Raw genomic sequence first — 22,230 nt, 5'->3', positions numbered from 1 at the left:
ACCGCCGGATCGGGGCAGGCCGGCCACCGCCGGCCCGTGTGCCGGCGTTCAGTGCAGGCCGGCCGATGCGATCGAGCGCACGGTGTCGGTGATGTTCACGCAGCGCGACAGGCCGAAATGCTCGGCTTCGCGGCGCTCCGGTTCGCTGCTCGCAATCGCCACCGCGCGCTCGGGCGGCACGCCGAGCGCCTGCAGCGCGACGTCGTAAGGATGCTGATTTGATCCGGAGTCCTGCTGATTGGCGTCCGTGACGACGACCGAGAAGCGGTCGAGGTTCGCGCGGCCGAACTGGCCTTCGAACATGTCGCTGAGCCGTGCGGCCGGCAGCGTCGTGACGAGACCGAGTCGATATCCTTCTTCCGATGCTCGGTCGAGCCACTGGATGATCGCGTCGCGTTGATGGCGCGATTCATGCGAATCCGGTGTTGCTTCGATTTGCGCGAATGCTGCGTCGAGACGGGTGACGATGGCTTCGATAACCACGGTGATTCCTCTTCAGAGACGTGATGATCCGTTCGCCGACGGGAATGCCACACACCTTAGCGTCGATCCCGAAATCGCGACCAATTAATATTTATATCCGACCCATACGATTCGACTAATGAATGGGGCGGCGAGCCAAGGTGGGCGCGGGATGCGTGTCGCACGGCCTGTTCCGCGCGAATCGCATCGTATCGACGGCCTTCGATGTGATGCACCAGAGTTGCGCACGCGGTGAATGCACCGCGCATGTGCATATGAAAAAACGGCATATCGAGCGATGCACGCCCGATATGCCGTCTTGCGATAGCGCGTGTGAACCGGTGCGATCAGTGCAGCTTGATCGACGGCTGGTTGCGGCTTTGCAGCCAGTGGCTCAGCGACTGGAACAGCGCACGCTTCACGCCGACCACGCTGAACAGGTGCTTGCGATACAGGAACTTGTACAGCCCGATCGCGGCAAGCCCGTCGACGATCAGCGAGCGCGAACGCACGCTGATGTCAGCCTGGTACACGGCGCCCGCATGCCCGAGCGACACGACGGTGCCTGCATCGCGGAACGTGAAGCCGGCCACCGGCTTGCCGGCGACGCGCCGCGCGAATGCGTTGACCAGGTACACGGCCTGCTGATACGCGACCTGCGCGCGCGGCGGCAGGAAGCCGTTCGCACCGGCGGTCGGGCAGGCGGCGCAGTCGCCGAACGCATACACGTGCGGATCGTCCGGCGTCTGCAGCGTATCGGTGACGATCACCTGGTTCGATCGATTGAGCGCGATGTCGCCGATCTGCCGCAGGAACGCGGGGCCGGCCACGCCGGCTGCCCAGATCGTGATGTCGCTCGCGAGCCGTTCGCCGGTCGAGGTCGTCACGGCATCCGCGCCGACTTCCGCCACGCGGGTATCGGTCAGCACGTCGACGTTCAGCGCGCGAAGCTGCGCGTGCATCTTGCCGGACAGCCGCTCGTCGAGCGCCGGCAGGATGCGCGGGCCGCCTTCGATCAGCCGGATATGCACGTCGCGCGCGGACACCAGCGCCTTGAAGCGGTACGTCGTCAGTTGCTGGATCGAATCCCGCAATGCCGCTGCCAGTTCGACGCCCGTCGCGCCCGCACCGATCACGTTGATGCAGATCGGCGCGGCGCGCCGCGCGGGCTGCTGCTCGGCCAGGTGATTCGCCTTCGTGCAGGCCGCGAGGAACTTCCGGCGGAAATCCTCGGCCTGGTCGAGGTTTTCGAGCGGCAGCGCGTGGCGCGCCGCACCCGGCACATTGAAGAAGTTCGTCACGCTGCCGACGGCGAGCACGAGATCGTCATAGTCGAGCTCGCGCTGCGGCAGGATTTCCGTGCCGTCGGCGTCCTGCACGGCTGCGATCGTCGCCGTGCGCGCCGCGCGGTTGACCTGTTGCAACGCGCCCTGCACGAAGCGGAAACCGTGGCGCTTCGCTTGCGCCGCGTATTCGATCGTGTGCGAGGCCGGGTCGCGGTGGCCCGATGCGGCTTCGTGCAGCAACGGCTTCCAGAAGTGCGTGGGATAGCGATCGACGAGCACGACTTCGGCTTGCCCGCGGCGTCCGACCGTATCGCCGAGACGCGTGGCGAGGTGCAGGCCGCCGGCGCCGCCGCCGACGATCACGATGCGCGGCAGGCGCGGTGCGCGGTCCGTTGCAAGGTTGGGCGTGGTGTTGTCCATGTTGGGCTCCTGCTGAATGACGATTCGGATGACATTGCTCAAGAACCGACGATATAGTTTCGAACCAACACGAACAATTTAATGTTTATAAGCGACTCATATGTATTCACTTATAGGAAAGACCGCGACGTTCCGGCAGCTGAAGGCGCTGGACATGATTGCGCGGCTCGGCAGCGTGTCGCGGGCGGCCGAGGAGCTGAACCTGACGCAGCCGGCCGTGTCGCTGCAGGTTCGCCTGCTCGAGGAGGCGGTGGGCGCCGCGTTGCTGCAGCGGGTGGGGCGCGGCGTGCAGCTGACCGCGGCCGGCGAGATCGTGTCGCGCTATGCGCGCGAGATCCTGCATCTGTGGAGCGAGGCCGGTGACGAAGTGGCCGCGCTCACGGGCGATCTCGGCGGCACGCTGCGGATCGGCGCGATCACGACGGCCGAGTACCTGATTCCGCCGCTGCTCGTGAAATTCACTGCGACGCGTCCGCATGTGAAGACTTATTTCAAGGTTGGAAATCGCGACGACATCATCCGCATGCTCGCGACCCATGAAATCGATCTCGCGGTGATGGGCAGCGCGCCGAAGGAGCTGCGCACGCATGCGGTCGAATTCGCGAAGCATCCGATGGTGTTCGTCGCGGCGCCCGGCCATCCGCTGATGCAGCGCAAGCGCGTCGCGCTGAAGGATCTCGAATCCGCGCACCTGCTCGTGCGCGAACGCGGCGCGGGTACGCGCTCGACCGTCGAGAGCCTGTTCAAGAACGCGGGCTACCGCTTCCATGTGGGCTCCGAGCTGTCGAGCAACGAGGCCATCAAGCAGATGGCCGAAGCCGGGCTCGGCGTGGCGTTCCTGTCGTTGCACGCGTGTGCACTCGAACTGCGCACCGGGCTGCTCGGGCAACTGCCGTTCCCCGGCAACCCGATCGAGCGCGAATGGTATGTGGTCACGCTCGCCGACCGGCGCATTTCGCAGGTCACGGGGCTGTTCCGCGACTTCCTGATCAAGCAGGGCGCACCGGTGATCGACGGCGCGACGGTGGCGCCGCACGAGCGGCGGCGCAAGTAGGCGGCGCGATGAGTCGACGATGCCTGCCGCGCGGCCGCTCAGACGAGCCCGAAGTCGTCGTTGCTGTCGGGGATCGACGCGAGCAGTCGTTCGAGCCGGTACCAGCCGACGATGCGCAGGCACCAGGCGGCGAACGTGGTGCGGTCGTTGCGGGGGCGGGGGCCGGATGAAGGGTGGGTGGTGGCGGGCGACGGCGCGGAGAGCGCGGTGCGCTGCGCAAGGCACTGATGGGGCATGACGGTCTCCGTAGGTGTCGGATGGGGCCATCGTAAGCGGCGCGGCGCCCGCCGGCGCACACGCAAGGATGGCCCCGAGCAGAAACGGATGATCTTTTTCTGCGCGACCCGGGCGCGCCGCCGGCAGCCCCGGCAGGCGGCCCGAAAACGCGTCACAATGCGCGTTCGACATCCCCATCCACTGGAGGAAGGCCATGAGCGATGCGATTCTTGCGGCGCCGACGGACAACGGCGTCCCGGTCAGCCTGCGCTCGAGCCGCGGGCTCGGCTGGCAGGGCTTCGGTGCGTCGCTGCTGGAAATCCGCGCGGGCACCTACCGGATTCCGGCGGCCGAGCATCACCGGATCGGCGTGCATATCGGGTCGCCCGTTCGCGCGGATTGCGTGTGCGACGGCGAGCGCGTGTCGCGCATCCAGGCGCATGGCGACGTCGACGTGATTCCGGCCGGCCTGCCCGGCCAGTGGACCGACAGCGCCGACTGCCAGATCCTCCATATCGCGCTCAGCGACACGTTCGTGCGGCGGACCGTCGAACAGCTCGAACTGAAGCCGTCGCAGGGGCAGATCCGCCGCCGGCTGCAGGTGCGTGACCCGCGCCTGCAGCACATCGCATGGGCGATGGCCGCCGAACTCGAAGCGGAAGACGCGTCGGATCCGCTCTATGCGGAAAGCCTGTGCACGGCGCTCGTCGCGCGGCTGGTCGACGGCCAGCCGGCATTCCGCGAGCGCCGCCGCACGCTTGCGCCGAAGGCGGCCGCGCGCGTGATCGACTACGTCGAAGCGAACCTCGACCGGCGCATGACGCTCGCCGAACTCGCGGCGCTCGTGTCGATCAGCGTGCCGCATTTCAAGGTGCTGTTCCGCGAAACGCTCGGGATGCCCGTGCATCAGTACGTCGTGCGGCGCCGGGTCGAGCGCGCGAAGGCGTTGCTGCTCGAAGGCCGGCTCAGCATCAGCCAGATCGCGCTCGAAGCCGGGTTCGCCCACCAGAGCCACATGGCGAACTGGATGAATCGCGTGCTAGGTGCAACGCCGACCGAGATTGCGCGCTCGGGGGCGCGGGGCGGGCTGCGGTTGGCGTATGACGGCGAGGGCAGCGGGAGCGGGGCGTAGCGGGGCGATGGCCCCACCGCGGATGCGGGGTGCCCGACAGAATTCACATTGGCTTACACATGCGAGGTTGTAAGCGATCTCTTCGAAGAGATACCAACAAAAGCACCAACATACGACGTCAGCTTGCCGGATTACGAGAGGACGGAGGCTGATAGCCGCCTCGAAGTCCGAGCAGATCTATTCGCCCGTAGCCGAGAAGCAGCCCTTGAGTAGGTCCGCAATGGGCGTCAGCTGATCAGGCGCGTTGGCCAGCAGCCAATCGGTTAAGGCTACGGAGTGCGTCGTTTTTCGGTATTCCTCCGGTTGTTCGGGGATAGAAGCGAATATATCTCGCAGGAGTTTTGGGGCGTTCACGCGTTGAAGCCAATCGAGAGATTCCCAAGGGTGCTCTTGTTCACTGATGGACGCCGCTGGGTCGATGTATTTTTGAGCGTTTCCATTGTCGATTATCCATTTTTTTACATTGTCGGTGTCAATGGGGACGCCGATGCTGGATGACAAGGTGCTGGATATTGCATCGGGGTGTAATAGGTAATTCTCATAGCAGCGGCGATCAAGGAAGATAACTGACCTACCAGATTCCTTGATTAAATCGTCGATGTCTCTTTGATTGCGTTCTTCTTTGTCGAAAATAAACCCGATTGCTGGGGGGATTAGTGATCCGGCGTTCGATAAATTTTTATAGGTATCAAAGACCATCCGAGGTCGCACGCGTCGACCGCCATCAAAATCGCCGGTGGCGTTAACTTTCAACACTGCAACGCCAACCATTTTTAAGTTTGCTACGTGAAGTGCAATCTTTGGAAATGTTAGTTCCTCAGTCTCTCCCTCTACCCAGAGTATCTCGTCTGCGCCATATACGTCAGACAATCGGGCGCCGATGTTTGCTAGTCCTTCTTTAATGTGCTCAATATTGGATGGATCAAGCTTTTGCACCAGTGAAGTTCCGCCGTTGTTAAGTACGACGGCAATAGATTCTGGGTCGGACGAGCGAATTACTTCTGGTGAGTGTGTGGTGATAATGTATTGATGACGTATTGTCAGGGTGTTGAGTATTTGTAGTAGTGACCGCACTGCTTTCGGATGCAAGAAGCTATTCGGTTCGTCGATGCCAATGACTATCGGTTCCAGCGAAACCATAGCCACGTACAGGATCGCCAAAACCTGACTGACGCCTGTGCCAGCTTGCGACAAGGGTATAGAGAGATCGAAGCGCCGGCTGGCTGCTGGAGTTAGCCACGTTCTAATCTCAAGCATCTGATTGTTGGGAACTGCGACCGCCTGTATGCGGTGTACGGTTGGGAAAATCTTATTGACGTACCGGACGTACTCTTCAAAAAGATCCGGCTGTTGAGATTGCATGGAGTTAAGGCATTCAGCTAGATTGCTCGCGTCTGGATTAAGAGTTGTCGATGCTCCAAATGGGCATCTGTAAACATTTAGTCGTTCGGCGCGAAACTTATAAAGATTTGTTTTGAATGAATTCCATTGGGTGTCAATTAACGTTGAAATCGCTGAAGTGCCGTAGTTTGATATCGCTCCTCCTTGGAGGCTTTCCCCGGGTGGGCAGCGATAAGCCATGATCATTTGATTGGCAACGCGACTGGCGCTAAATTTTTGTCCCTGTATTGCATGAAAAAAGTCGATCTGATAGTTGGTTTCTTTGCGAATTAATTCAAATCCAATGTCCAGGAGATCTATTTCTCTCAGAAAATTAGGGAAATCGAGTGACGGAATCATGTCGGATGATGGAATTGGGAGGAGCGCCTGCTCGCCGAGATATTTCCAAACTTCCGATTTTTCGATTGAGACTTCGATTCCGACTCGCTGCTCCGTTCTTATTACGCTCGAGGGCGATGGTTTTGTTTTTAGGGAAAGATGGGGTTCGTATGCTATTGAGTCGAATGATAGCGCCTGTAATACCGTGCTTTTTCCGGAATTATTCTCGCCAAGTAGGAGATTCATTCCGGGTTGCAAGGGGATTTCGGTGGCATCAGCGAAGCTTCTATAGTTTGATATGTTTATTTTCGTTATGTACATGGCGAAGTATCCGTGTCGCTAGTCCAGGCGGAGCCAAGTTCGCAATTGCCATCCCAAACGCCGGTGCTTTCGTCGATCCTGAACCCCAGAGTTGGCGGAAGCCCGGAGACCGGTCCGGGTTTCCGCATCCGAGGTGCATTGTTCCAGTGCGACAGAAAGCGAACATCGTTGGAGATTTGGAGGCAATCACGTGTTTCGGTCTGTCTGCCTTGTCTGGCAAGGCTTCAGTTATCTCCAAGTGTATCTCCAGAACTCCAATTTTTTGAAGACAAAGTTGGAGCTAGATCCCGGAAGCATCGCGTGCGCTCAACGTTCATGTGTCGTATCGCGATCTGGGGCGCCGCGCGCAAAGAATCTCCCGCGCCGCCGCATGTTGCTTCTTGTGATCGGCAGATCATACGATTCAAAACGACGGGCGGTGCGTCGGACAACGCGCATGGTAGCCGTCACCCAATCCATCATCCTTTCCTGCTGTATTCATCCCTCCGTGCGCGCCGTTCCCGCCGCGCAAGCCGACAATCACCCCACCTTCATCCCCCCAGGAGCGAATCGTGTTCGTGATCTTCGGTGCATCCGGCAACGTCGGCCAGTCGACCGTGACGGCCTTGCGCAACGCCGGCCATCCCGTGCGCGCGGTGTTGCGCGACGCACGCCATCGTGAGCGTTTCGCGCAGCTCGGCTGCGACGTCGTGATCGCCGAGCTGACGGACGCGAACGCGATCGCAGCGGCAATCGACGGCGCACGGGCCGTCCAGATACTGTGCCCGGTGCCCGTCGCCGACCCCGATCCGGCCGCGACGATGACGCGGACGATCGACGTCGCGACTGCGGCGCTTGCCGCGAACCCGCCGCCGGTGCTGCTCGCGCTGTCGGACTACGGTGCGGAGCGCGACGGCAATACGGGCATCACCCGGCTGTTTCATCACTTCGAAGAACGGTTGCGGACGATCCCGACGCACGTGACGCTGCTGCGCTCGGCCGAGCATCTGCAGAACTGGACGCGCATCCTGCCGGTCGCGCTCGGCACCGGCGTGCTGCCGAGCTTTCACCATCCGGTCGGCAAGGTGTTCCCGACGGTCTGGGCGCCCGATGTGGGCGTCGTCGCGGCGCGGCTGCTGCTCGATGCGCCGGAAGGCGGCAACGGGCCGCGCATCGTCAGTGTCGAGGGGCCGCGGCGGGTGAGCGTGACGGCGATCGCCGATACGCTCGGCGCGGCGGCCGGCCGCGCGATCGTCGCGCATGAACTGCCACGCGAAACGTGGGCTGCGACGTTGCTGCGCGCAGGCCTCAGCGAACGCCATGCGCAGTTGATCGTCGATCTCTACGACGTGCACAACGCCGGGCAGATCGACGTCGAGGAAGGTGTGTCGGAGCGGCTTTACGGCACGACGACGCTGACCGACGCGCTCGCGCAACTGGTGCGCCAGCACGCGCGGTGACAGCGGCGGCGACCCGCGTGGCGCATCACGCCGGTCGCCGCACCTTGTTCAGTACCGCGTATGAAAGCGACCCGATCACGATCCCCCAGAACGCGGAGCCGAGCCCGAGCCACGTCATCCCCGACGCGGTCGCGAGGAACGTGATCAGCGACGCTTCGCGGTGGTTCTCGTCCTCGAAGATCCCCCTGTCTTATTGAGATGCCCCGATACGTGACGCGATTAGGATTGGTCCTTTCGAGAGGATCAGTCAATGAATCGACGCATTGCAGTTGTTGGCGATAGTCTTTCAAGTGGCGGGACAATTTAGCCATACAGCGGACCACCGTTCCTTGTACATGGGCATCAAGCAGCGCTGATTGGCGGAAGCGCATTTTGCGATGCATGCAAACACACCGGCATCATCGCAAAGGCGGGTGGTCCGTATCGGCTCAAGTTTCAAGGCGAGGTCGCACTGGACCAGGACATCGTGCTGTGTGGTTGCTCGATGCCACCACATATCATGGCTTCACTTGCCGGCGAAGCATGGTGCTGCGATGGGCTAAAGGGACTCGGGGAAGTCATTTCGAGCCGCACGGCAACCGGTGGCGTCGCTTCGGTCAAGAAAGGCGCATATGACGAACGCGTGAAGGCAACCGAGCATGCGACGGAAGGCATGCCGTACTACATCGAAACGTCGGATGGCCGTGTGCATTACGGGAGTCTTGATGCGAGCGGCCGGCTTCCCCGCATTCACACCGGCGACAACTCCGACGACTACACCATCTACTGGGGCGACGACGCTCTCGTGAAACATTACGGAGAATGACGCGTGCCACACCCCAATCCCATCAAAATCCGTTCGAACAACACGCAAGGTTCAGAGAAAGAGGTGCCCCTTTCAGGCGTCACGTTTAAAGAGCTTTGGGATAACTTCCCCTCGGGAAAGCCATATGACGACCCCGCCTACACAAATCAATGCGCCATTCGGATGAGCGTCACATTGCATCGCGTCGGCGTTGGCATGAAGTCATTCAACTCGAAGACGGTAAAGCCTGTATCGGGCGCGAAGACCATCGGCCGAATCATGCTCGATGGTAAGCCGACCGCAACGCGTGCCGAAGAGATGGGAAAATGGCTGCAGTTTCAGCCCTTCGCTGGTCTTCCCAAAGCAGAGGACATCACTGGGGCGGACTGGGAGTCGAAGGTCAAGGGACGCACCGGTATCATACAGTTCTCTAGGTACTGGACGCGTGGCGGTGAATCGGCCGCGAATGCGAGTGGTGGTCACATAGATTTGTGGAACGGCTCGCGAATGACGGTCAGCAGTGTGCCTGGAGTGATATCAACGTTCGGCAGAGCTTTCGGCATGCACGAACTTCTCCCCGACACTGATTTCGGTTGGTCAGACCTGCGCAACTCCAAGCAGATACTCTTTTGGGAAATCAGGTAATGCGACGTTTCTTTGGGACCGCCGGATTCGGGCTCGCTGGCGTCGCTAGTGTTGTCATATGGACGTTGATTGACAGCTATTTGTGCTCAGTCTTTTCGAGCCTCTGCGTCCCGCGCGTGGGCGAATGTGGCGGCGGCGTGGATGCTTGCGCCATAACCATACAGAGCACAATCAAACTGTTCTCATACGTCTTTGGCCCGATGATCCTCTTTGCGGCGTTGGGTTTCTACCTGTTTGCGCGACGCCGCCCGCCACTCGTCATTGTTGGATATCTCGTTGGCGTGGTCGCTGCCCATTGGCTCTTGGCGTTTCTGTGCGTGCGCATAGTGCACATCTGACTAGCCGAAGCGGCGACCCGCGTGGCGCATCACGCCGGTCGCCGCACCTTGTTCAGTACCGCATACGAAAGCGACCCGATCACGATCCCCCAGAACGCGGAGCCGAGCCCGAGCCACGTCATGCCCGACGCGGTCGCGAGGAACGTGATCAGCGACGCCTCGCGGTGGTTCTCGTCCTCGAAGATCCCGTGCACGTTCGCGCCGATCGCACCGATCAGCGCGAGCCCCGCGAGGATAGCGACGAACGCCTTCGGCAGCGCGAAGAACACCGCGACGATCGTGCCCGCGAACAGCCCGCCGATCAGATAGATCGCCCCGTTCGCGAGCCCGGCGATGTAGCGCCGGTCCGGGTCTTCGTGCGCGTCCTTGCCGGTGCAGAGCGCGGCCGTGATCGCCGCGACGACGATCGTGATCCCGCCGAAGCACGCGACCACGAGCGACATCACGCTGGTCGCCGTGATGATCGGCCGCGCAGGCGTGTGATAGCCGGACACGCGCAGGATCGTCATGCCCGGCAGGAACTGGCCGGTGAGGCTGACGACGACGAGCGGCAGCGCGAGGCTGAGCGTCGTGCCGAGCGTCCATTCGGGCGCGATGAAGATCGGGTGCGCGAGGCTCGCCGACACGTTGCCGAGATGCGTCATCCCGAGCAGCGTCGCGAGCACGGCGCCCGTCAGCAAGACGAGCACGATGCTGTAGCGCGGCAGCAGGCGCTTGAAGATCACGTAGGCCGCGATCATCCCGAACGCGAGCGCGGGCTGCTCCGACGCGGCGGCGAACGCATGCGTGCCGAACGGCAGCAGGATGCCGGCCATCATCCCGCACGCGATGCCGCGCGGAATGTGGCGCACGAGCCGGTCGAAATAGCCGGTCACGCCGATCAGCAGGATGATCAGCGCGGCCGTGATGTACGCGCCGACGGCCTGGTTGAGCGTCAGTTGCGGAAACAGGCCGACGAGCAGCGCGGTGCCGGGCGCCGACCACGCGGTGATGACCGGCACCTTCAGCTTCCAGCTCGCGAACAGGCCCGATACGCCCGCGCCGATCGAGATCGCCCAGACCCACGACGACACCATCGCGTTGGACGCATGGGCCGCCTGCGCAGCCTGGAAGAAGATCGCGAGCGGGCCCGCGTAGGAAATCAGTACCGCGAGAAAGCCCGCGGTAATCGCGGAAACGGACCAGTCGTTGCCGATCGCGCGGATTGCGCCGGGCGGGGTGTTCGGTTGCATCGTCGTGGGGGAGTGCGGCGCGCGGCCGGGAGCAGAGCCGGGGCGAATGATTGTTGGAAGCCCCGGACGAGCCGACATTCTGGGCATTGCCGGCGGAATTGGCAATGCGCGGGTGTGAGCCGGAATGTCGGCTTTTCGTAAGGAATGTGCCGCCGGGCGGACGAATCGTCGGCTTCGCCGAACGTCACGTACTGATCTGCACCACCTCGTCGACCACCGCCACCTTCACGCCGCTCCCCGTCGACAACGACGCCGTGCCCTGATCGAACGGATGCACGGGCGTATCGGTCGGCGTCCACGCATGGCGCGCGAGCAGTTCGCGATACCCGCCGCGAATCACGAAGCCACTGCACTTCCGCGCATACGCGTCGCGGCGCATCCGGTACGCGCGCGGCAAGTCGTACCACGGCAGCTTCGGCAGGTCGTGATGGACGAGGTGATAGTTGTTGTTCAGGTACAGCAACCGCATTGCGAAGCCGGCTTCATTGATCGCGATGCGCGCCTTCGGATGCGGCGCGGCGCGGTGCTCGTACAGCGAGCGGATCATTGCAATCGACAACGCGGGCCACGTGATCACGAGCAGGTAATGCCACCACGGCACGCCGATCGCCCATTGCAGCCACGCGAGCAGCGCAACCACGCAGACGACGTGCATCGCCCACATCGGCAGATAGCGAAAGTCACCGCGACGAAACGCGGCGCATGCATCGACGCCCATCGCAAAGACGCTCAACGGCGGCCCCGCGATGAATCGTCCGATGAATGTCTTGCGTGCGACCGTCAGCACGCGGCGCCAGCGCGGCAACTGCGCCCAGCGTTCTCGCGTGACGTAGTTCGTTTCGGGATCGACGCCCGGCACGGTCAGGTCTTCGTCGCGGTGATGGTCGAGATGCGTGTCGCGATACAGCGTGTACGGATACCAGACCGTCAGCGGCGGATAGCCGAGCAGTTTGTTCACGCGCGCGGAGCGCGTCGGATGGCCGTGCAGCAGCTCGTGCTGCAGCGACAGGTGCCACGCGCCGAGCAGGATCAGCGGCGGTGTCGCGGCCGCGAGCGACAGGGTGCCGTCGCGCACGAGCAGCAGCACGGCGAGCCAGCCGCCGTAGATCGCGACGACCAGCAGCCAGGTCGGCCACTCGGTGCGGGCTGTGAAGCGGGTGTCGAGCGCGGCGATCGCACGCGCGTGGTCGACGTCGAAGTATTCGGCCATGGCGTTGAGGCGGATTGAACGGGCAGTGCGGGGAACGAGCGATTGAACCGGTGCGCTCGGCCCGGGTGCGCAAGTGTCTCGCGGATCACGGTCGGCCTGTCCGTTATCACGTGCAATGGCGATGCTCGGGCAGGCATCAGGACGGTACCGGGATCGCGTCGTGCGGCCAACCAATCGATTCGCATTTGCTTATCGTCGCGTGGCCGATAAGCTTCGGGCGCGCTGTACCACGTTCGGCCCCCGTTTTGACGTGATCGAACCGGGTTCCCCCGGGTGAGCGGTGATGCGTAGAATGCCCGCATGAACCCATGGATCGCAGTACTGCCGATGTACAACGTGACGCCGCGCCACGACGCGCTGTGGCGCGCACTGCTGCGCGATGCACTCGATGCGTTCGCGAACGCGGGCGGGCCCGTCGATGTCGTGCTTCCTGACGAACCGTTCGACGACCTGCATGCGCTATGGCGGCGCGACGATCTGCTGCTGTCGCAGACCTGCGGCTATCCGTACCGGATGCTTGGCTTGCGCGATGTCGTGCGACTGATCGCGACGCCCGTGTTCGATGCGGATGGCTGCCACGGCGCGCACTACAGCAGCGTGCTGGCCGTGTCGGCTCGTGCACATGCGGGCGGCGCGACGACGCTCGCCGCATGCCGGGGGCTGCGGGCCGCATTCAACGGCGGAGATTCGCACAGCGGGATGAACGCGCTCCGGCATGCGGTCGCGCCGCATGCGCGCGACGGGCGGTTCTTCGGATCGGTTGCCGCGCTCGGCTCGCACCTGAACGTGCTGCGTGCGCTGGCTTTAGAAGAAGCCGATTGCGCGGCGATCGACTGCGTGACGTTCGCGTACGTGCAGGACGCGCTGCCCGAATTGCTGAAGCACATCCGGATCATCGGGATGACGGCCTCTGCGCCGGGATTGCCGTTCATCGCATCGCGCGCGCTGCCTGCAACGCAGGTCGCCGCGCTGCAGGATGCGCTCGATCGCGCGGTCGCCGCCGATGCCGAGCGCGCGCGCGTGCTGCGGCTGAAGGGATTCGAACGATTGTCGCCAGGCGACTACGACGCGATTGCGCGGTTCGAGCACGAGGCGGCCGCGCACGGGTATCCCGCGCTGGCCTGAGCGCCGCGAGCCGGCATCCAAGCACTAGAACGGCAGCGTCCCGGGCGGCGCGTTGCGCACGACGGCGAGCGTCGTGCCGATATGGTCTTCGAGCGCGAGCGCCGCGCGCGCATCGGCGCGCCGCATCGCGGCTTCGAACAGGCACGCATGTTCCGCATGCACGTCGCGTTTCGAATCGCCGAGCCCGATGCACACGCGCCGGTAACGTTCGCTTTGCTGCGACAGCATGCGCAGGATCAGGTAGGTCCACGGGGTCGCGGCCGCCGAGATCAGCGCTTCGTGAAAGCGCCGGTTGCACGCTTCCCACGCGGTGCGGTGCTCGATCGACACCGGCTGCTCCCAGGCCGACAGCATCTCGAAGCTTTGCCGCACCCTGTGCTCCCACGCATCGTCGCCGCGCCGCACGGATTCGCGCAGCGCATCGACCTCGATATGGATGCGCAGCCGCGTGATCGCTTCGAGATCGTCGACCGACATCGGCGTGACGCGAAACCCGCGCTGCCCTTCGGCGACGACCAGCGCATCGCTGACGAGCCGCGTGAGCGCTTCGCGCAGCGTACCCGCGCCGACGCCGTACACGTTCTTCAGGTGCTCGACGCGCAGCTTCGCGCCGGGCGGGTAGTGCCCCTCGATGATGTGCTGGCGAAGCTGGTGGTACGCATGTTCGCTGAGCGTGCGTGCATGCGGTTCGACCGCGTCGTCGGCGGCCGGCTCGATCGCGGGCGCAGTGTCGTCGGGCAGTGCGTCGGCGAACGGGTGGGCGGGCAGGATGGTGTTCATGTCACGCGTCCTCCGAATCCTGTTTGCGGTTGAGGCGATAGCTGAGCTGCGCGCGCGTCAGCCCGAGCAGGCGGGCGGCGGCCGACAGGTTGCCGTTCGCGCGATCGACGGCCTCGTGCAGCAGCGCGCGCTCGAGGCCGTCGAGCCCGCCGCCGCCCTGCAACTGGTCGAGGATCGTCGCGCAGTCGATCGACAGCGCGGCGGCCGGCTTGATCTGCCCCGCACGGTCGACGGTCGAGCCGCCAGGCAGCCCGACGCCGGGGAACAGGTCCTTCGCATCGACCGGCCGGTTGGGGCGCGACAGGATCACCGCGCGCTCGATCAGGTTCTCGAGCTCGCGCACGTTGCCGGGCCACCGGTAGCCGCGCAGCGCGTCGTACGCATAGTCGGTCAGCGTGGGCGCCGGCTTGCCGTGCAGCGACGCGAAGCGCTCCAGCATCGCGTCGGCGAGCAGCGCGATGTCGTCCTGCCGGTCGCGCAGCGGCGGAATCAGCACCGGGTAGACGTTGATCCGGTAGTAGAGGTCGGCGCGGAAGGTGCCATTGCGCACGGCCTGTTCGAGATCTCGGTTGGTCGCCGCGACGACGCGCACATCCACCTTCCTGCTGTCGGTCGCGCCGAGCCGTTCGACCTCGCCTTCCTGTAGCACGCGCAGCAGCTTGGCCTGCACGTCGAGCGGCAACTCGCCGATCTCGTCCAGGAACAGCGTGCCGCCGTTGGCGCGCTCGAAGCGCCCGGCGCGGGCAACCTGCGAGCCCGTGAACGCGCCTTTCTCCGCGCCGAACAGTTCCGATTCGATCAGCGCGTGCGGAATGGCCGCGCAGTTGATCGCGACGAATGGCTTCGCGGCGCGCGGGCTGAGGCTGTGCAGCGCGCGGGCGAAGCGCTCCTTGCCGACGCCCGTTTCTCCGGTGAGCAGCACGGCCACCTTGGTCGGCGCGGCCGTTTCGAGCAGCGCATAGGCGGCGCGAAACGCGTCGGAGCGTCCGACCAGCCGCGTGCGGTCATCGTCGGGCGCGATCTCGAGGCGCAGCGATTCGACCTCGGTCTGCAGGTCGCGGATCGTGTTGATCAGCGAATCGGCCTTGAACCACGACGAGATTTCCTCGGCGTCCGGCCATTCCTCGGCGGGCTTGCCGACGATCGTGCAGTGCGGGTCGTGCATGCCGACGCAGCCGGTTTCCTTGAACAGGATCGTCCGGCCGATGAAGGCGCTCGTATAGCCGGTCGCATAGCCGATCAGCATCCAGCACACCGGCTCGGGCTGCGGCCCGAACGTGCGGCGGTGCACGTCGGCCTCCCACGAATGTTCCCAGCGGTATTCGCAATAGAACGCACCGGTCGCGGGATCGGCCTCGAAGCGCAACGGCGTGACCTGCACGGCGCCTTCGAGCATGTGCAGCTGCGGGCCGACATGGAACATGTCGAACAGCGACGCGCCGCTGCGGATCTCGCGGGCGAGCGCGGCGTCCCGTTCGCCGGCGGCGAAGCCCACGCGCGTGAAGAAGCGCCGCGTCTGCGCGGGCCCGACGCTTTCCATCAACTCCTGGCGCAGCGTCGCCAGCGCGCCGGCATGGAGCAGCACCATCCGCTGTCCGGCGAGCCAGATGCGGCCGTCGCTCGCCGAAAAATGGATCAGCTTGCGCAGGTCGGTGTCCGGCGGCAAGGGGGGCAGGCTGGGCCGCGTCATGTCTCCTCCGTCGAGATTTCTCGTGATTTTCGAAATTTCCGCTCGCGGCGCCCGAACCCGGGCAGCCGTTTGATCATTTCATCAAATGCGCGCCGCCGGGTTGCTCAAATGATGAAGAGGCCCGCCGAATCAAGCGCCCGGCGCTTTCGTCCGGGCGCCGTTTCCATTCTGGTTAACCGCCATTGTGGATCGCGAATTCGAACTTCGCGTCAGGGCTTTCCCTGAATTATCGAGATTTTTTGCCGAGCCGGCCGTGCGTGGCACGGATGCTGCATTGAAGGACGGCATGGAGGCGACACCGGACATGAATCCAACCGACACCGATCTTTCCCCGCTCGACCCGGGCCGCAAGTGCGTCCGCGTCACCGGCACGAACCCACGCGGCTTCGTCGAATTCGAGTTTTCGATCGGCGGCGCGCCGGAGCTGTGCGTCGAGCTGACGTTGCCTCCTGCCGCCTTCGACGCGTTCTGCCGCGAACAGCACGTTACGCGGCTGGACGTCGAAGCGAACCCATGACCTTGAGGAGCTAGAAGTGACCATCGAGCTGAAGACAGTCGACATCAAGCCGCTCCGGCACACCTTTGCGCACGTGGCGCAGAACATCGGCGGCGACAAGACGGCGACGCGCTACCAGGAAGGCATGATGGGCGCGCAGCCCCAGGCGAACTTCCATTACCGCCCGACGTGGGATCCCGATTACGAGATCTTCGACGCGTCGCGTTCGGCGATCCGGATGGCGAACTGGTACGCGCTGAAGGACCCGCGCCAGTTCTACTACGCGTCGTGGGCGACCACGCGGGCGCGCCAGCAGGACACGATGGAGGCGAACTTCGAGTTCGTCGAGTCGCGCCGGATGATCGGCCTGATGCGCGACGATGTCGCCGCGCACGCGCTCGACGTACTGGTGCCGCTGCGCCATGCGGCCTGGGGCGCGAACATGAACAACGCGCAGGTCTGCGCGCTCGGCTACGGCACCGCGTTCACGGCGCCCGCGATGTTTCATGCGATGGACAACCTCGGGGTTGCGCAATACCTCACGCGGCTCGCGCTCGCGATGGCCGAGCCCGACGTGCTCGACACCGCCAAGGCGGCATGGACGACCGGCGCCGCGTGGCAGCCGCTGCGGCGCTACGTCGAGGACACGCTGGTGGTCGCCGACCCGGTCGAGCTGTTCGTCGCGCAGAACCTGGCGCTCGACGGGCTGCTTTACCCGCTCGTGTACGACCGCTTCGTCGACGAGCGGATCGCGCTCGCGGGCGGCTCGGCGGTGGCGATGCTGACCGCGTTCATGCCGGAATGGCACACCGAATCGAACCGCTGGATCGACGCCGTCGTGAAGACGATGGCGGCCGAATCCGACGACAACCGCGCGCTGCTGGCACGCTGGACGCGCGACTGGTCAGCGCGCGCCGACGCGGCGCTCGCGCCGGTGGCGGCGCTGGCGCTGCAGGACGACGGCCGCGCGGCGCTCGACGAAGCGCGAGAACAGTTCCACGCACGTGTCGCGAAGCTCGGCCTCGCGCTCTGAGCCCGGGCCGCCCACCTTTCATCCAGGAAAACAGCATGTCCAACGTATTCATCGCCTTCCAGGCCAATGAGGAGTCCAGACCGATCGTCGAGGCGATCGTCGCCGACAACCCGCTCGCGACGGTGGTCGAGTCGCCCGGCATGGTCAAGATCGATTCGCCCGACCGGCTGACGATCCGCCGCGAGACGATCGAAGAACTCACCGGCACGCGTTTCGACCTGCAGCAACTGCAGGTCAACCTGATCACGCTGTCCGGCCACATCGACGAGGACGACGACCAGTTCACGCTGAGCTGGTCGCACTGAACGACGCGCCACGCGCACCGACAACACCGGAGACACGAATGGACACGCCAACGCTCAAGAAAAAACTCGGCCTGAAGGACCGCTACGCGGCGATGACGCGCGGCCTCGGCTGGGAGACGACCTACCAGCCGATGGACAAGGTCTTTCCGTACGACCGCTACGAGGGCATCAAGATCCACGACTGGGACAAGTGGGTCGACCCGTTTCGCCTGACGATGGACGCGTACTGGAAGTACCAGGGCGAGAAGGAAAAGAAGCTGTACGCGGTGATCGACGCCTTCACGCAGAACAACGCGTTCCTCGGCGTGACCGATGCGCGCTACATCAACGCGCTGAAGCTGTTCATCCAGGGCGTGACGCCGCTCGAATACCTCGCGCATCGCGGCTTCGCGCACGTCGGCCGGCACTTCACCGGCGAGGGCGCGCGCATCGCGTGCCAGATGCAGTCGATCGACGAATTGCGGCACTACCAGACCGAAACGCACGCGATGTCGACGTACAACAAGTTCTTCAACGGATTCCATCACTCGAACCACTGGTTCGATCGCGTCTGGTACCTGTCGGTGCCGAAGTCGTTCTTCGAGGATGCGTACTCGTCGGGGCCGTTCGAATTCCTGACCGCCGTGAGCTTCTCGTTCGAATACGTGCTGACGAACCTGCTGTTCGTGCCGTTCATGTCGGGCGCGGCCTACAACGGCGACATGTCGACCGTCACGTTCGGCTTCTCCGCGCAGTCGGACGAATCGCGCCACATGACGCTCGGCATCGAGTGCATCAAGTTCCTGCTCGAGCAGGACCCGGGCAACGTGCCGATCGTGCAGCGCTGGATAGACAAGTGGTTCTGGCGCGGCTACCGGCTGCTGACGCTCGTCGCGATGATGATGGACTACATGCAGCCGAAGCGCGTGATGAGCTGGCGCGAATCGTGGGAGATGTACGCGGAGCAGAACGGCGGCGCGCTGTTCAAGGATCTCGCGCGCTACGGCATTCGCGAGCCGAAGGGCTGGCAGGACGCGTGCGAAGGCAAGGACCACATCAGCCACCAGGCATGGTCGACGTTCTACGGCTTCAACGCGGCGTCCGCATTCCATACGTGGGTGCCGACCGAAGACGAGATGACGTGGCTGGCGGCGAAGTATCCCGACTCGTTCGACCGCTACTACCGTCCGCGTTTCGACTACTGGGGCGAGCAGGCGAAGGCCGGCAACCGCTTCTACATGAAGACGCTGCCGATGCTGTGCCAGACCTGCCAGATCCCGATGCTGTTCACCGAGCCCGGCAATCCGCGAAAGATCGGTGCGCGCGAATCGGACTACCTCGGCAACAAGTTCCATTTCTGCAGCGATCACTGCAAGGAAATTTTCGATCACGAGCCGCAGAAGTACGTGCAGGCGTGGCTGCCCGTGCACCAGATCCACCAGGGCAACTGCTTCCCGCCCGATGCGGACCCGAGCGCCGAAGGCTTCGACCCGCTTGCCGCCGTACTCGATTACTACGCGGTGGGCATGGGTCGCGACAACCTCGATTTCGAGGGCTCGGAAGACCAGAAGAACTTCGCGGCATGGCGTGGCCAGGCCACGAGCAACTGATCGATACGCAACACCTACGCAACCTTGAACGAGACCGGCGCACGCGCGCATGCGCGAACGCCGGCCGACAGGAGACAAGCATGGCCGTCATCGCGCTCAAACCCTACGACTTCCCGATCAAGGATGAAGTCGGGAAGTTTCCGGCACCGCTGCTGTACGTGTGCTGGGAAGACCACCTGATGTTCCCGGCGCCGTTCTGCCTGCCGCTGCCGCCGGACCTGCCGTTCGGCGCGCTCGCACGCGACGTGCTGCCGCCCGTCTACGGCTACCACCCGGACTTCGCGAAGATCGACTGGGATCGCGTCGAGTGGTTCCGATCCGGCGAGCCGTGGGCGCCGGACGCGGCAAAGAGCCTGGCCGGCAACGGCCTCGGGCACAAGGACCTGATCAGCTTTCGCACGCCGGGCCTCGACGGCCTCGGCGGCGCGAGCTTCTGACCGCGACGCGGACGGGCGAACCATCATGAGCCATCAACTAACCATCGAGCCGCTGGGCGTCACGATCGAGGTCGAGGAAGGACAGACGATGCTCGACGCGGCGCTGCGCCAGGGCATCTACATTCCGCACGCGTGCTGTCACGGGCTGTGCGGCACCTGCAAGGTCGCGGTACTCGACGGCGAGACCGACGTCGGCGACGCGAATCCGTTCGCGCTGATGGACTTCGAGCGCGAGGAGGGCAAGGCGCTTGCGTGCTGCGCGACGCTGCAGGCCGACACCGTGATCGAGGCCGACGTCGACGAGGAGCCGGACGCGGAGATCATCCCCGTCAAGGATTTCGCTGCGGACGTCACGCGCATCGAGCCACTCACGCCGACCATCAAGTCGATCCGCCTGAAGCTGTCGCAGCCGATCCATTTCCAGGCCGGCCAGTACGTGCAGCTCGAGATTCCGGGGCTCGGGCAGAGCCGCGCTTTCTCGATCGCGAATTCACCGGCCGACGTGGCCGCGACCGGCGAGATCGAACTGAACGTGCGGCAGGTGCCGGGCGGGCTGGGCACCGGCTACCTGCACGAGCAACTGGCGACCGGCGACCGCGTGCGGCTGTCGGGCCCGTACGGCCGCTTCTTCGTGCGCCGCTCGGCCGCGTTGCCGATGATCTTCATGGCCGGCGGATCGGGCCTGTCGAGCCCGCGCTCGATGATCGCGGACCTGCTCGACGGCGGCGTCACCGCGCCGATCACGCTGGTCTACGGCCAGCGCAACGCGAAGGAGCTCTATTACCACGACGAATTCCGCGCGCTCGCCCAGCGCTACCCGAACTTCACGTACGTGCCGGCGCTGTCCGAAGGTGCGGCGGATGCCGGCGGCGGGATCGCACAAGGGTTCGTGCACGACGTCGCGAACGCGCATTTCGACGGCGACTTCTCCGGCCACCAGGCGTACCTGTGCGGGCCGCCCGCGATGATCGACGCATGCATCACCGCGCTGATGAAGGGTCGCCTGTTCGAGCGGGACATCTATCACGAGAAGTTCATCTCGGCGGCCGACGCGCAACAGACGCGCAGCCCGCTGTTCCGGCGGGTGTGACATGGACGCGGGCCGCGTGTGCGCCACGGTGACGATCGCGCAGACCGACGAGCGCTACGTGTGCGCGTCCGGCGAATCGTTGCTGGCCGGCATGGCGAAGCTGGGCCGGCGCGGCATTCCGGTCGGATGCCTGAACGGCGGGTGCGGCGTGTGCAAGGTGCGCGTGCTGCGCGGCGCCGTGCACCGGCTCGGGCCGATCAGCCGCGCGCACGTGAGCGCCGACGAGGAGCGCGACGGCTATGCGCTCGCGTGCCGCGTCGCGCCGGACGGCGACGTCGAGCTGGAAGTGGCGGGCCGGCTGAAAAAGCCGTTTTTCTGCGGCTCGGCTTGTGCCGGGGCGCCGGTATTCAACAAGTAACCAGGAGGAGACTCACCATGGGTGTGATGCGTATTGGTCATGTCAATCTGAAGGTGATGGACATGGAAGCGGCGTTGCGTCACTACATCCGCGTGCTCGGCATGCAGGAAACGATGCGCGACGCGGCCGGCAACGTCTACCTGAAATGCTGGGACGAATGGGACCGGTATTCGCTGATCCTGTCGCCGTCCGATCAGGCGGGGCTCAAGCACGCGGCCTACAAGGTCGAGCACGACGCGGATCTCGACGCGTTGCAGCAGCGCATCGAGGCGTACGGCATCCGCACGGAGATGTTGCCCGACGGCGCGCTGCCGGCGGTGGGCCGCCAGTTGCGGTTCCTGCTGCCGAGCGGGCACGAGCTGCGCCTGTTCGCGCAGAAGGAGCAGGTCGGCACCGCGGTCGGCTCGCTGAATCCCGATCCGTGGCCCGACGACATCCCGGGCTCGGCCGTGCACTGGCTCGACCACTGCCTGCTGATGTGCGAGATGAACCCGGAAGCCGGCGTGAACCGCGTCGAGGAGAACACGCGCTTCATGGCCGAGTGTCTCGACTTCCACCTGGCCGAGCAGGTCATGGTCGGCCAGGGCAACACGATCCAGGCCGCGACGTGGATGTTCCGCAGCTCGACGCCGCACGACATCGCGTTCGTCGGCGGCCCGCGCAACGGGCTGCACCACATCGCGTTCTTCCTCGACGACTGGGCCGACGTGCTGAAGTCGGCCGACGTGATGGCGAAGAACAAGGTGAAGATCGACGTCGCCCCCACGCGGCACGGCATCACGCGCGGCACGACCATCTATTTCTTCGATCCGAGCGGCAACCGCAACGAAACCTTCGCGGGGCTCGGCTATCTCGCGCAGCCCGACCGCCCGGTCACGACCTGGACCGAGGACGAACTCGGGCGCGGGATCTTCTTCCATTCCGGCGAGCTGAACGAAGCGTTCACGACCGTCTACACCTGAACCGCACAGGAGCACCGCGTCATGGCTTGCAACGATTCGACCCGCAGCGTCGTCACGCACACGATCGACTGGCCCGCCGCGGCGCGCGCCGCGCAGGCGGCCGCAGA

The 22,230-nt window shown here is 64.4% G+C and carries 21 protein-coding genes and 2 pseudogenes; 14 read left to right on the top strand and 9 right to left on the bottom strand.

Annotation, left to right across the window (positions count from 1 at the left end; genetic code table 11):
• Positions 1–48 precede the first annotated feature (48 nt).
• Both G3N93_RS05265 and G3N93_RS05260 read right to left on the bottom strand, forming a co-directional pair.
• Positions 49–483, bottom strand: a complete 435-nt coding sequence (locus G3N93_RS05265; protein ID WP_174943528.1) for a phosphatase — start codon at positions 481–483, stop codon at positions 49–51.
• A gap of 326 nt (positions 484–809) precedes the next feature.
• The gene (locus G3N93_RS05260; protein ID WP_174943531.1) at positions 810–2,168 is read right to left on the bottom strand and encodes an NAD(P)/FAD-dependent oxidoreductase; all 1,359 of its coding nucleotides are present in this window, start codon (positions 2,166–2,168) and stop codon (positions 810–812) included.
• A 100-nt stretch (positions 2,169–2,268) separates the two neighbouring features.
• On the opposite strand from G3N93_RS05260, the gene G3N93_RS05255 reads away from it, so the two are divergent.
• Positions 2,269–3,222, top strand: coding sequence for a LysR family transcriptional regulator (locus tag G3N93_RS05255; RefSeq protein WP_046548935.1), 954 nt, complete (start codon positions 2,269–2,271; stop codon positions 3,220–3,222).
• Between the two features lie 38 nt (positions 3,223–3,260).
• Here G3N93_RS05255 and G3N93_RS05250 read toward each other — a convergent pair whose 3' ends face one another.
• Positions 3,261–3,458: a hypothetical protein gene (locus G3N93_RS05250; RefSeq protein ID WP_206132427.1), complete on the bottom strand. Its 198-nt coding sequence runs from the start codon at positions 3,456–3,458 to the stop codon at positions 3,261–3,263.
• 194 nt (positions 3,459–3,652) lie between these two features.
• Here G3N93_RS05250 and G3N93_RS05245 point away from each other — a divergent pair, with 194 nt between their 5' ends.
• Positions 3,653–4,570: an AraC family transcriptional regulator gene (locus tag G3N93_RS05245; RefSeq protein WP_174939703.1), complete on the top strand. Its 918-nt coding sequence runs from the start codon at positions 3,653–3,655 to the stop codon at positions 4,568–4,570.
• A gap of 177 nt (positions 4,571–4,747) precedes the next feature.
• Here G3N93_RS05245 and G3N93_RS05240 read toward each other — a convergent pair whose 3' ends face one another.
• Positions 4,748–6,610, bottom strand: coding sequence for an ATP-dependent endonuclease (locus tag G3N93_RS05240; RefSeq protein ID WP_241026405.1), 1,863 nt, complete (start codon positions 6,608–6,610; stop codon positions 4,748–4,750).
• A 551-nt stretch (positions 6,611–7,161) separates the two neighbouring features.
• Between G3N93_RS05240 and G3N93_RS05235 the strand changes: the two genes are divergently transcribed.
• Entirely contained in the window at positions 7,162–8,049 is an 888-nt protein-coding gene (locus G3N93_RS05235; RefSeq protein WP_206132425.1) for an NAD(P)H-binding protein, read from the top strand.
• Positions 8,050–8,074: 25 nt separating this feature from the next.
• Here G3N93_RS05235 and G3N93_RS05230 read toward each other — a convergent pair.
• Positions 8,075–8,233 (bottom strand): annotated as a pseudogene (locus G3N93_RS05230) (benzoate/H(+) symporter BenE family transporter); the annotation flags it as partial.
• A 150-nt stretch (positions 8,234–8,383) separates the two neighbouring features.
• On the opposite strand from G3N93_RS05230, the pseudogene G3N93_RS42020 reads away from it, so the two are divergent.
• Together G3N93_RS42020 and G3N93_RS05220 are read left to right on the top strand one after the other, a co-directional pair.
• Positions 8,384–8,854: pseudogene (locus tag G3N93_RS42020) on the top strand (PAAR domain-containing protein); the annotation flags it as partial.
• A 3-nt stretch (positions 8,855–8,857) separates the two neighbouring features.
• Positions 8,858–9,478, top strand: coding sequence for a type VI secretion system amidase effector protein Tae4 (locus G3N93_RS05220; RefSeq protein ID WP_206132424.1), 621 nt, complete (start codon positions 8,858–8,860; stop codon positions 9,476–9,478).
• A 367-nt stretch (positions 9,479–9,845) separates the two neighbouring features.
• Here the strand turns inward: G3N93_RS05220 and G3N93_RS05215 are convergent, their stop codons facing one another.
• On the bottom strand, positions 9,846–11,048 hold the full coding sequence (locus tag G3N93_RS05215; protein ID WP_041493411.1) for a benzoate/H(+) symporter BenE family transporter: 1,203 nt from the start codon (positions 11,046–11,048) through the stop codon (positions 9,846–9,848).
• 184 nt (positions 11,049–11,232) lie between these two features.
• Positions 11,233–12,258, bottom strand: a complete 1,026-nt coding sequence (locus G3N93_RS05210) for a fatty acid desaturase (protein ID WP_206132423.1) — start codon at positions 12,256–12,258, stop codon at positions 11,233–11,235.
• Between the two features lie 300 nt (positions 12,259–12,558).
• Between G3N93_RS05210 and G3N93_RS05205 the strand changes: the two genes are divergently transcribed.
• Positions 12,559–13,383 carry a phosphate/phosphite/phosphonate ABC transporter substrate-binding protein gene (locus G3N93_RS05205; protein ID WP_206132422.1) on the top strand — a complete coding sequence of 275 codons (825 nt, stop codon included), beginning with the start codon at positions 12,559–12,561 and terminating at the stop codon, positions 13,381–13,383.
• 24 nt (positions 13,384–13,407) lie between these two features.
• Here the strand turns inward: G3N93_RS05205 and G3N93_RS05200 are convergent, their stop codons facing one another.
• Positions 13,408–14,163 (bottom strand): GntR family transcriptional regulator, encoded by a 756-nt coding sequence (locus G3N93_RS05200; protein WP_206132421.1) that lies wholly within the window; start codon positions 14,161–14,163, stop codon positions 13,408–13,410.
• A 1-nt stretch (position 14,164) separates the two neighbouring features.
• On the bottom strand, positions 14,165–15,853 hold the full coding sequence (locus G3N93_RS05195) for a sigma-54-dependent Fis family transcriptional regulator (RefSeq protein WP_206132420.1): 1,689 nt from the start codon (positions 15,851–15,853) through the stop codon (positions 14,165–14,167).
• 184 nt (positions 15,854–16,037) lie between these two features.
• On the opposite strand from G3N93_RS05195, the gene G3N93_RS05190 reads away from it, so the two are divergent.
• The 8 genes from G3N93_RS05190 to G3N93_RS05155 all read left to right on the top strand — a co-directional run bounded on the left by G3N93_RS05190 (position 16,038) and on the right by G3N93_RS05155 (position 22,123).
• Positions 16,038–16,370, top strand: a complete 333-nt coding sequence (locus tag G3N93_RS05190; protein WP_374196414.1) for a phenol hydroxylase subunit — start codon at positions 16,038–16,040, stop codon at positions 16,368–16,370.
• A gap of 16 nt (positions 16,371–16,386) precedes the next feature.
• Positions 16,387–17,382: a phenol hydroxylase gene (locus G3N93_RS05185; protein WP_174939718.1), complete on the top strand. Its 996-nt coding sequence runs from the start codon at positions 16,387–16,389 to the stop codon at positions 17,380–17,382.
• Between the two features lie 35 nt (positions 17,383–17,417).
• Positions 17,418–17,687 carry an MmoB/DmpM family protein gene (locus G3N93_RS05180; protein WP_059684923.1) on the top strand — a complete coding sequence of 90 codons (270 nt, stop codon included), beginning with the start codon at positions 17,418–17,420 and terminating at the stop codon, positions 17,685–17,687.
• Between the two features lie 38 nt (positions 17,688–17,725).
• Positions 17,726–19,276, top strand: coding sequence for an aromatic/alkene/methane monooxygenase hydroxylase/oxygenase subunit alpha (locus G3N93_RS05175; protein WP_174939720.1), 1,551 nt, complete (start codon positions 17,726–17,728; stop codon positions 19,274–19,276).
• An 80-nt stretch (positions 19,277–19,356) separates the two neighbouring features.
• Positions 19,357–19,713: a phenol hydroxylase subunit P4 gene (locus tag G3N93_RS05170; RefSeq protein WP_011356557.1), complete on the top strand. Its 357-nt coding sequence runs from the start codon at positions 19,357–19,359 to the stop codon at positions 19,711–19,713.
• Positions 19,714–19,738: 25 nt separating this feature from the next.
• Entirely contained in the window at positions 19,739–20,803 is a 1,065-nt protein-coding gene (locus G3N93_RS05165) for an NADH:ubiquinone reductase (Na(+)-transporting) subunit F (protein ID WP_206132419.1), read from the top strand.
• A 1-nt stretch (position 20,804) separates the two neighbouring features.
• Positions 20,805–21,161 (top strand): 2Fe-2S iron-sulfur cluster-binding protein, encoded by a 357-nt coding sequence (locus G3N93_RS05160; RefSeq protein WP_174943559.1) that lies wholly within the window; start codon positions 20,805–20,807, stop codon positions 21,159–21,161.
• A gap of 17 nt (positions 21,162–21,178) precedes the next feature.
• Positions 21,179–22,123 (top strand): catechol 2,3-dioxygenase, encoded by a 945-nt coding sequence (locus G3N93_RS05155; RefSeq protein WP_206132418.1) that lies wholly within the window; start codon positions 21,179–21,181, stop codon positions 22,121–22,123.
• The last annotated feature ends 107 nt before the right edge of the window (positions 22,124–22,230 follow it).

The organism is Burkholderia sp. Se-20378, from assembly GCF_017104665.1.
Taxonomy (GTDB): domain Bacteria; phylum Pseudomonadota; class Gammaproteobacteria; order Burkholderiales; family Burkholderiaceae; genus Burkholderia; species Burkholderia lata.
This window is presented reverse-complemented; position numbering and strand designations above follow the sequence as displayed.

Excerpts from the sequence above, each read along its gene's own strand:
- G3N93_RS05260 (WP_174943531.1), bottom strand. The coding sequence starts at position 2,168 with ATGGACAACACCACGCCCAACCTTGCAACGGACCGCGCACCGCGCCTG.
- G3N93_RS05255 (WP_046548935.1), top strand. The coding sequence starts at position 2,269 with ATGTATTCACTTATAGGAAAGACCGCGACGTTCCGGCAGCTGAAGGCG.
- G3N93_RS05250 (WP_206132427.1), bottom strand. The coding sequence starts at position 3,458 with ATGCCCCATCAGTGCCTTGCGCAGCGCACCGCGCTCTCCGCGCCGTCG.
- G3N93_RS05245 (WP_174939703.1), top strand. The coding sequence starts at position 3,653 with ATGAGCGATGCGATTCTTGCGGCGCCGACGGACAACGGCGTCCCGGTC.
- G3N93_RS05240 (WP_241026405.1), bottom strand. The coding sequence starts at position 6,610 with ATGTACATAACGAAAATAAACATATCAAACTATAGAAGCTTCGCTGAT.
- G3N93_RS05215 (WP_041493411.1), bottom strand. The coding sequence starts at position 11,048 with ATGCAACCGAACACCCCGCCCGGCGCAATCCGCGCGATCGGCAACGAC.
- G3N93_RS05210 (WP_206132423.1), bottom strand. The coding sequence starts at position 12,258 with ATGGCCGAATACTTCGACGTCGACCACGCGCGTGCGATCGCCGCGCTC.
- G3N93_RS05205 (WP_206132422.1), top strand. The coding sequence starts at position 12,559 with ATGAACCCATGGATCGCAGTACTGCCGATGTACAACGTGACGCCGCGC.
- G3N93_RS05200 (WP_206132421.1), bottom strand. The coding sequence starts at position 14,163 with ATGAACACCATCCTGCCCGCCCACCCGTTCGCCGACGCACTGCCCGAC.
- G3N93_RS05195 (WP_206132420.1), bottom strand. The coding sequence starts at position 15,853 with ATGACGCGGCCCAGCCTGCCCCCCTTGCCGCCGGACACCGACCTGCGC.
- G3N93_RS05180 (WP_059684923.1), top strand. The coding sequence starts at position 17,418 with ATGTCCAACGTATTCATCGCCTTCCAGGCCAATGAGGAGTCCAGACCG.
- G3N93_RS05175 (WP_174939720.1), top strand. The coding sequence starts at position 17,726 with ATGGACACGCCAACGCTCAAGAAAAAACTCGGCCTGAAGGACCGCTAC.
- G3N93_RS05170 (WP_011356557.1), top strand. The coding sequence starts at position 19,357 with ATGGCCGTCATCGCGCTCAAACCCTACGACTTCCCGATCAAGGATGAA.
- G3N93_RS05165 (WP_206132419.1), top strand. The coding sequence starts at position 19,739 with ATGAGCCATCAACTAACCATCGAGCCGCTGGGCGTCACGATCGAGGTC.
- G3N93_RS05160 (WP_174943559.1), top strand. The coding sequence starts at position 20,805 with ATGGACGCGGGCCGCGTGTGCGCCACGGTGACGATCGCGCAGACCGAC.
- G3N93_RS05155 (WP_206132418.1), top strand. The coding sequence starts at position 21,179 with ATGGGTGTGATGCGTATTGGTCATGTCAATCTGAAGGTGATGGACATG.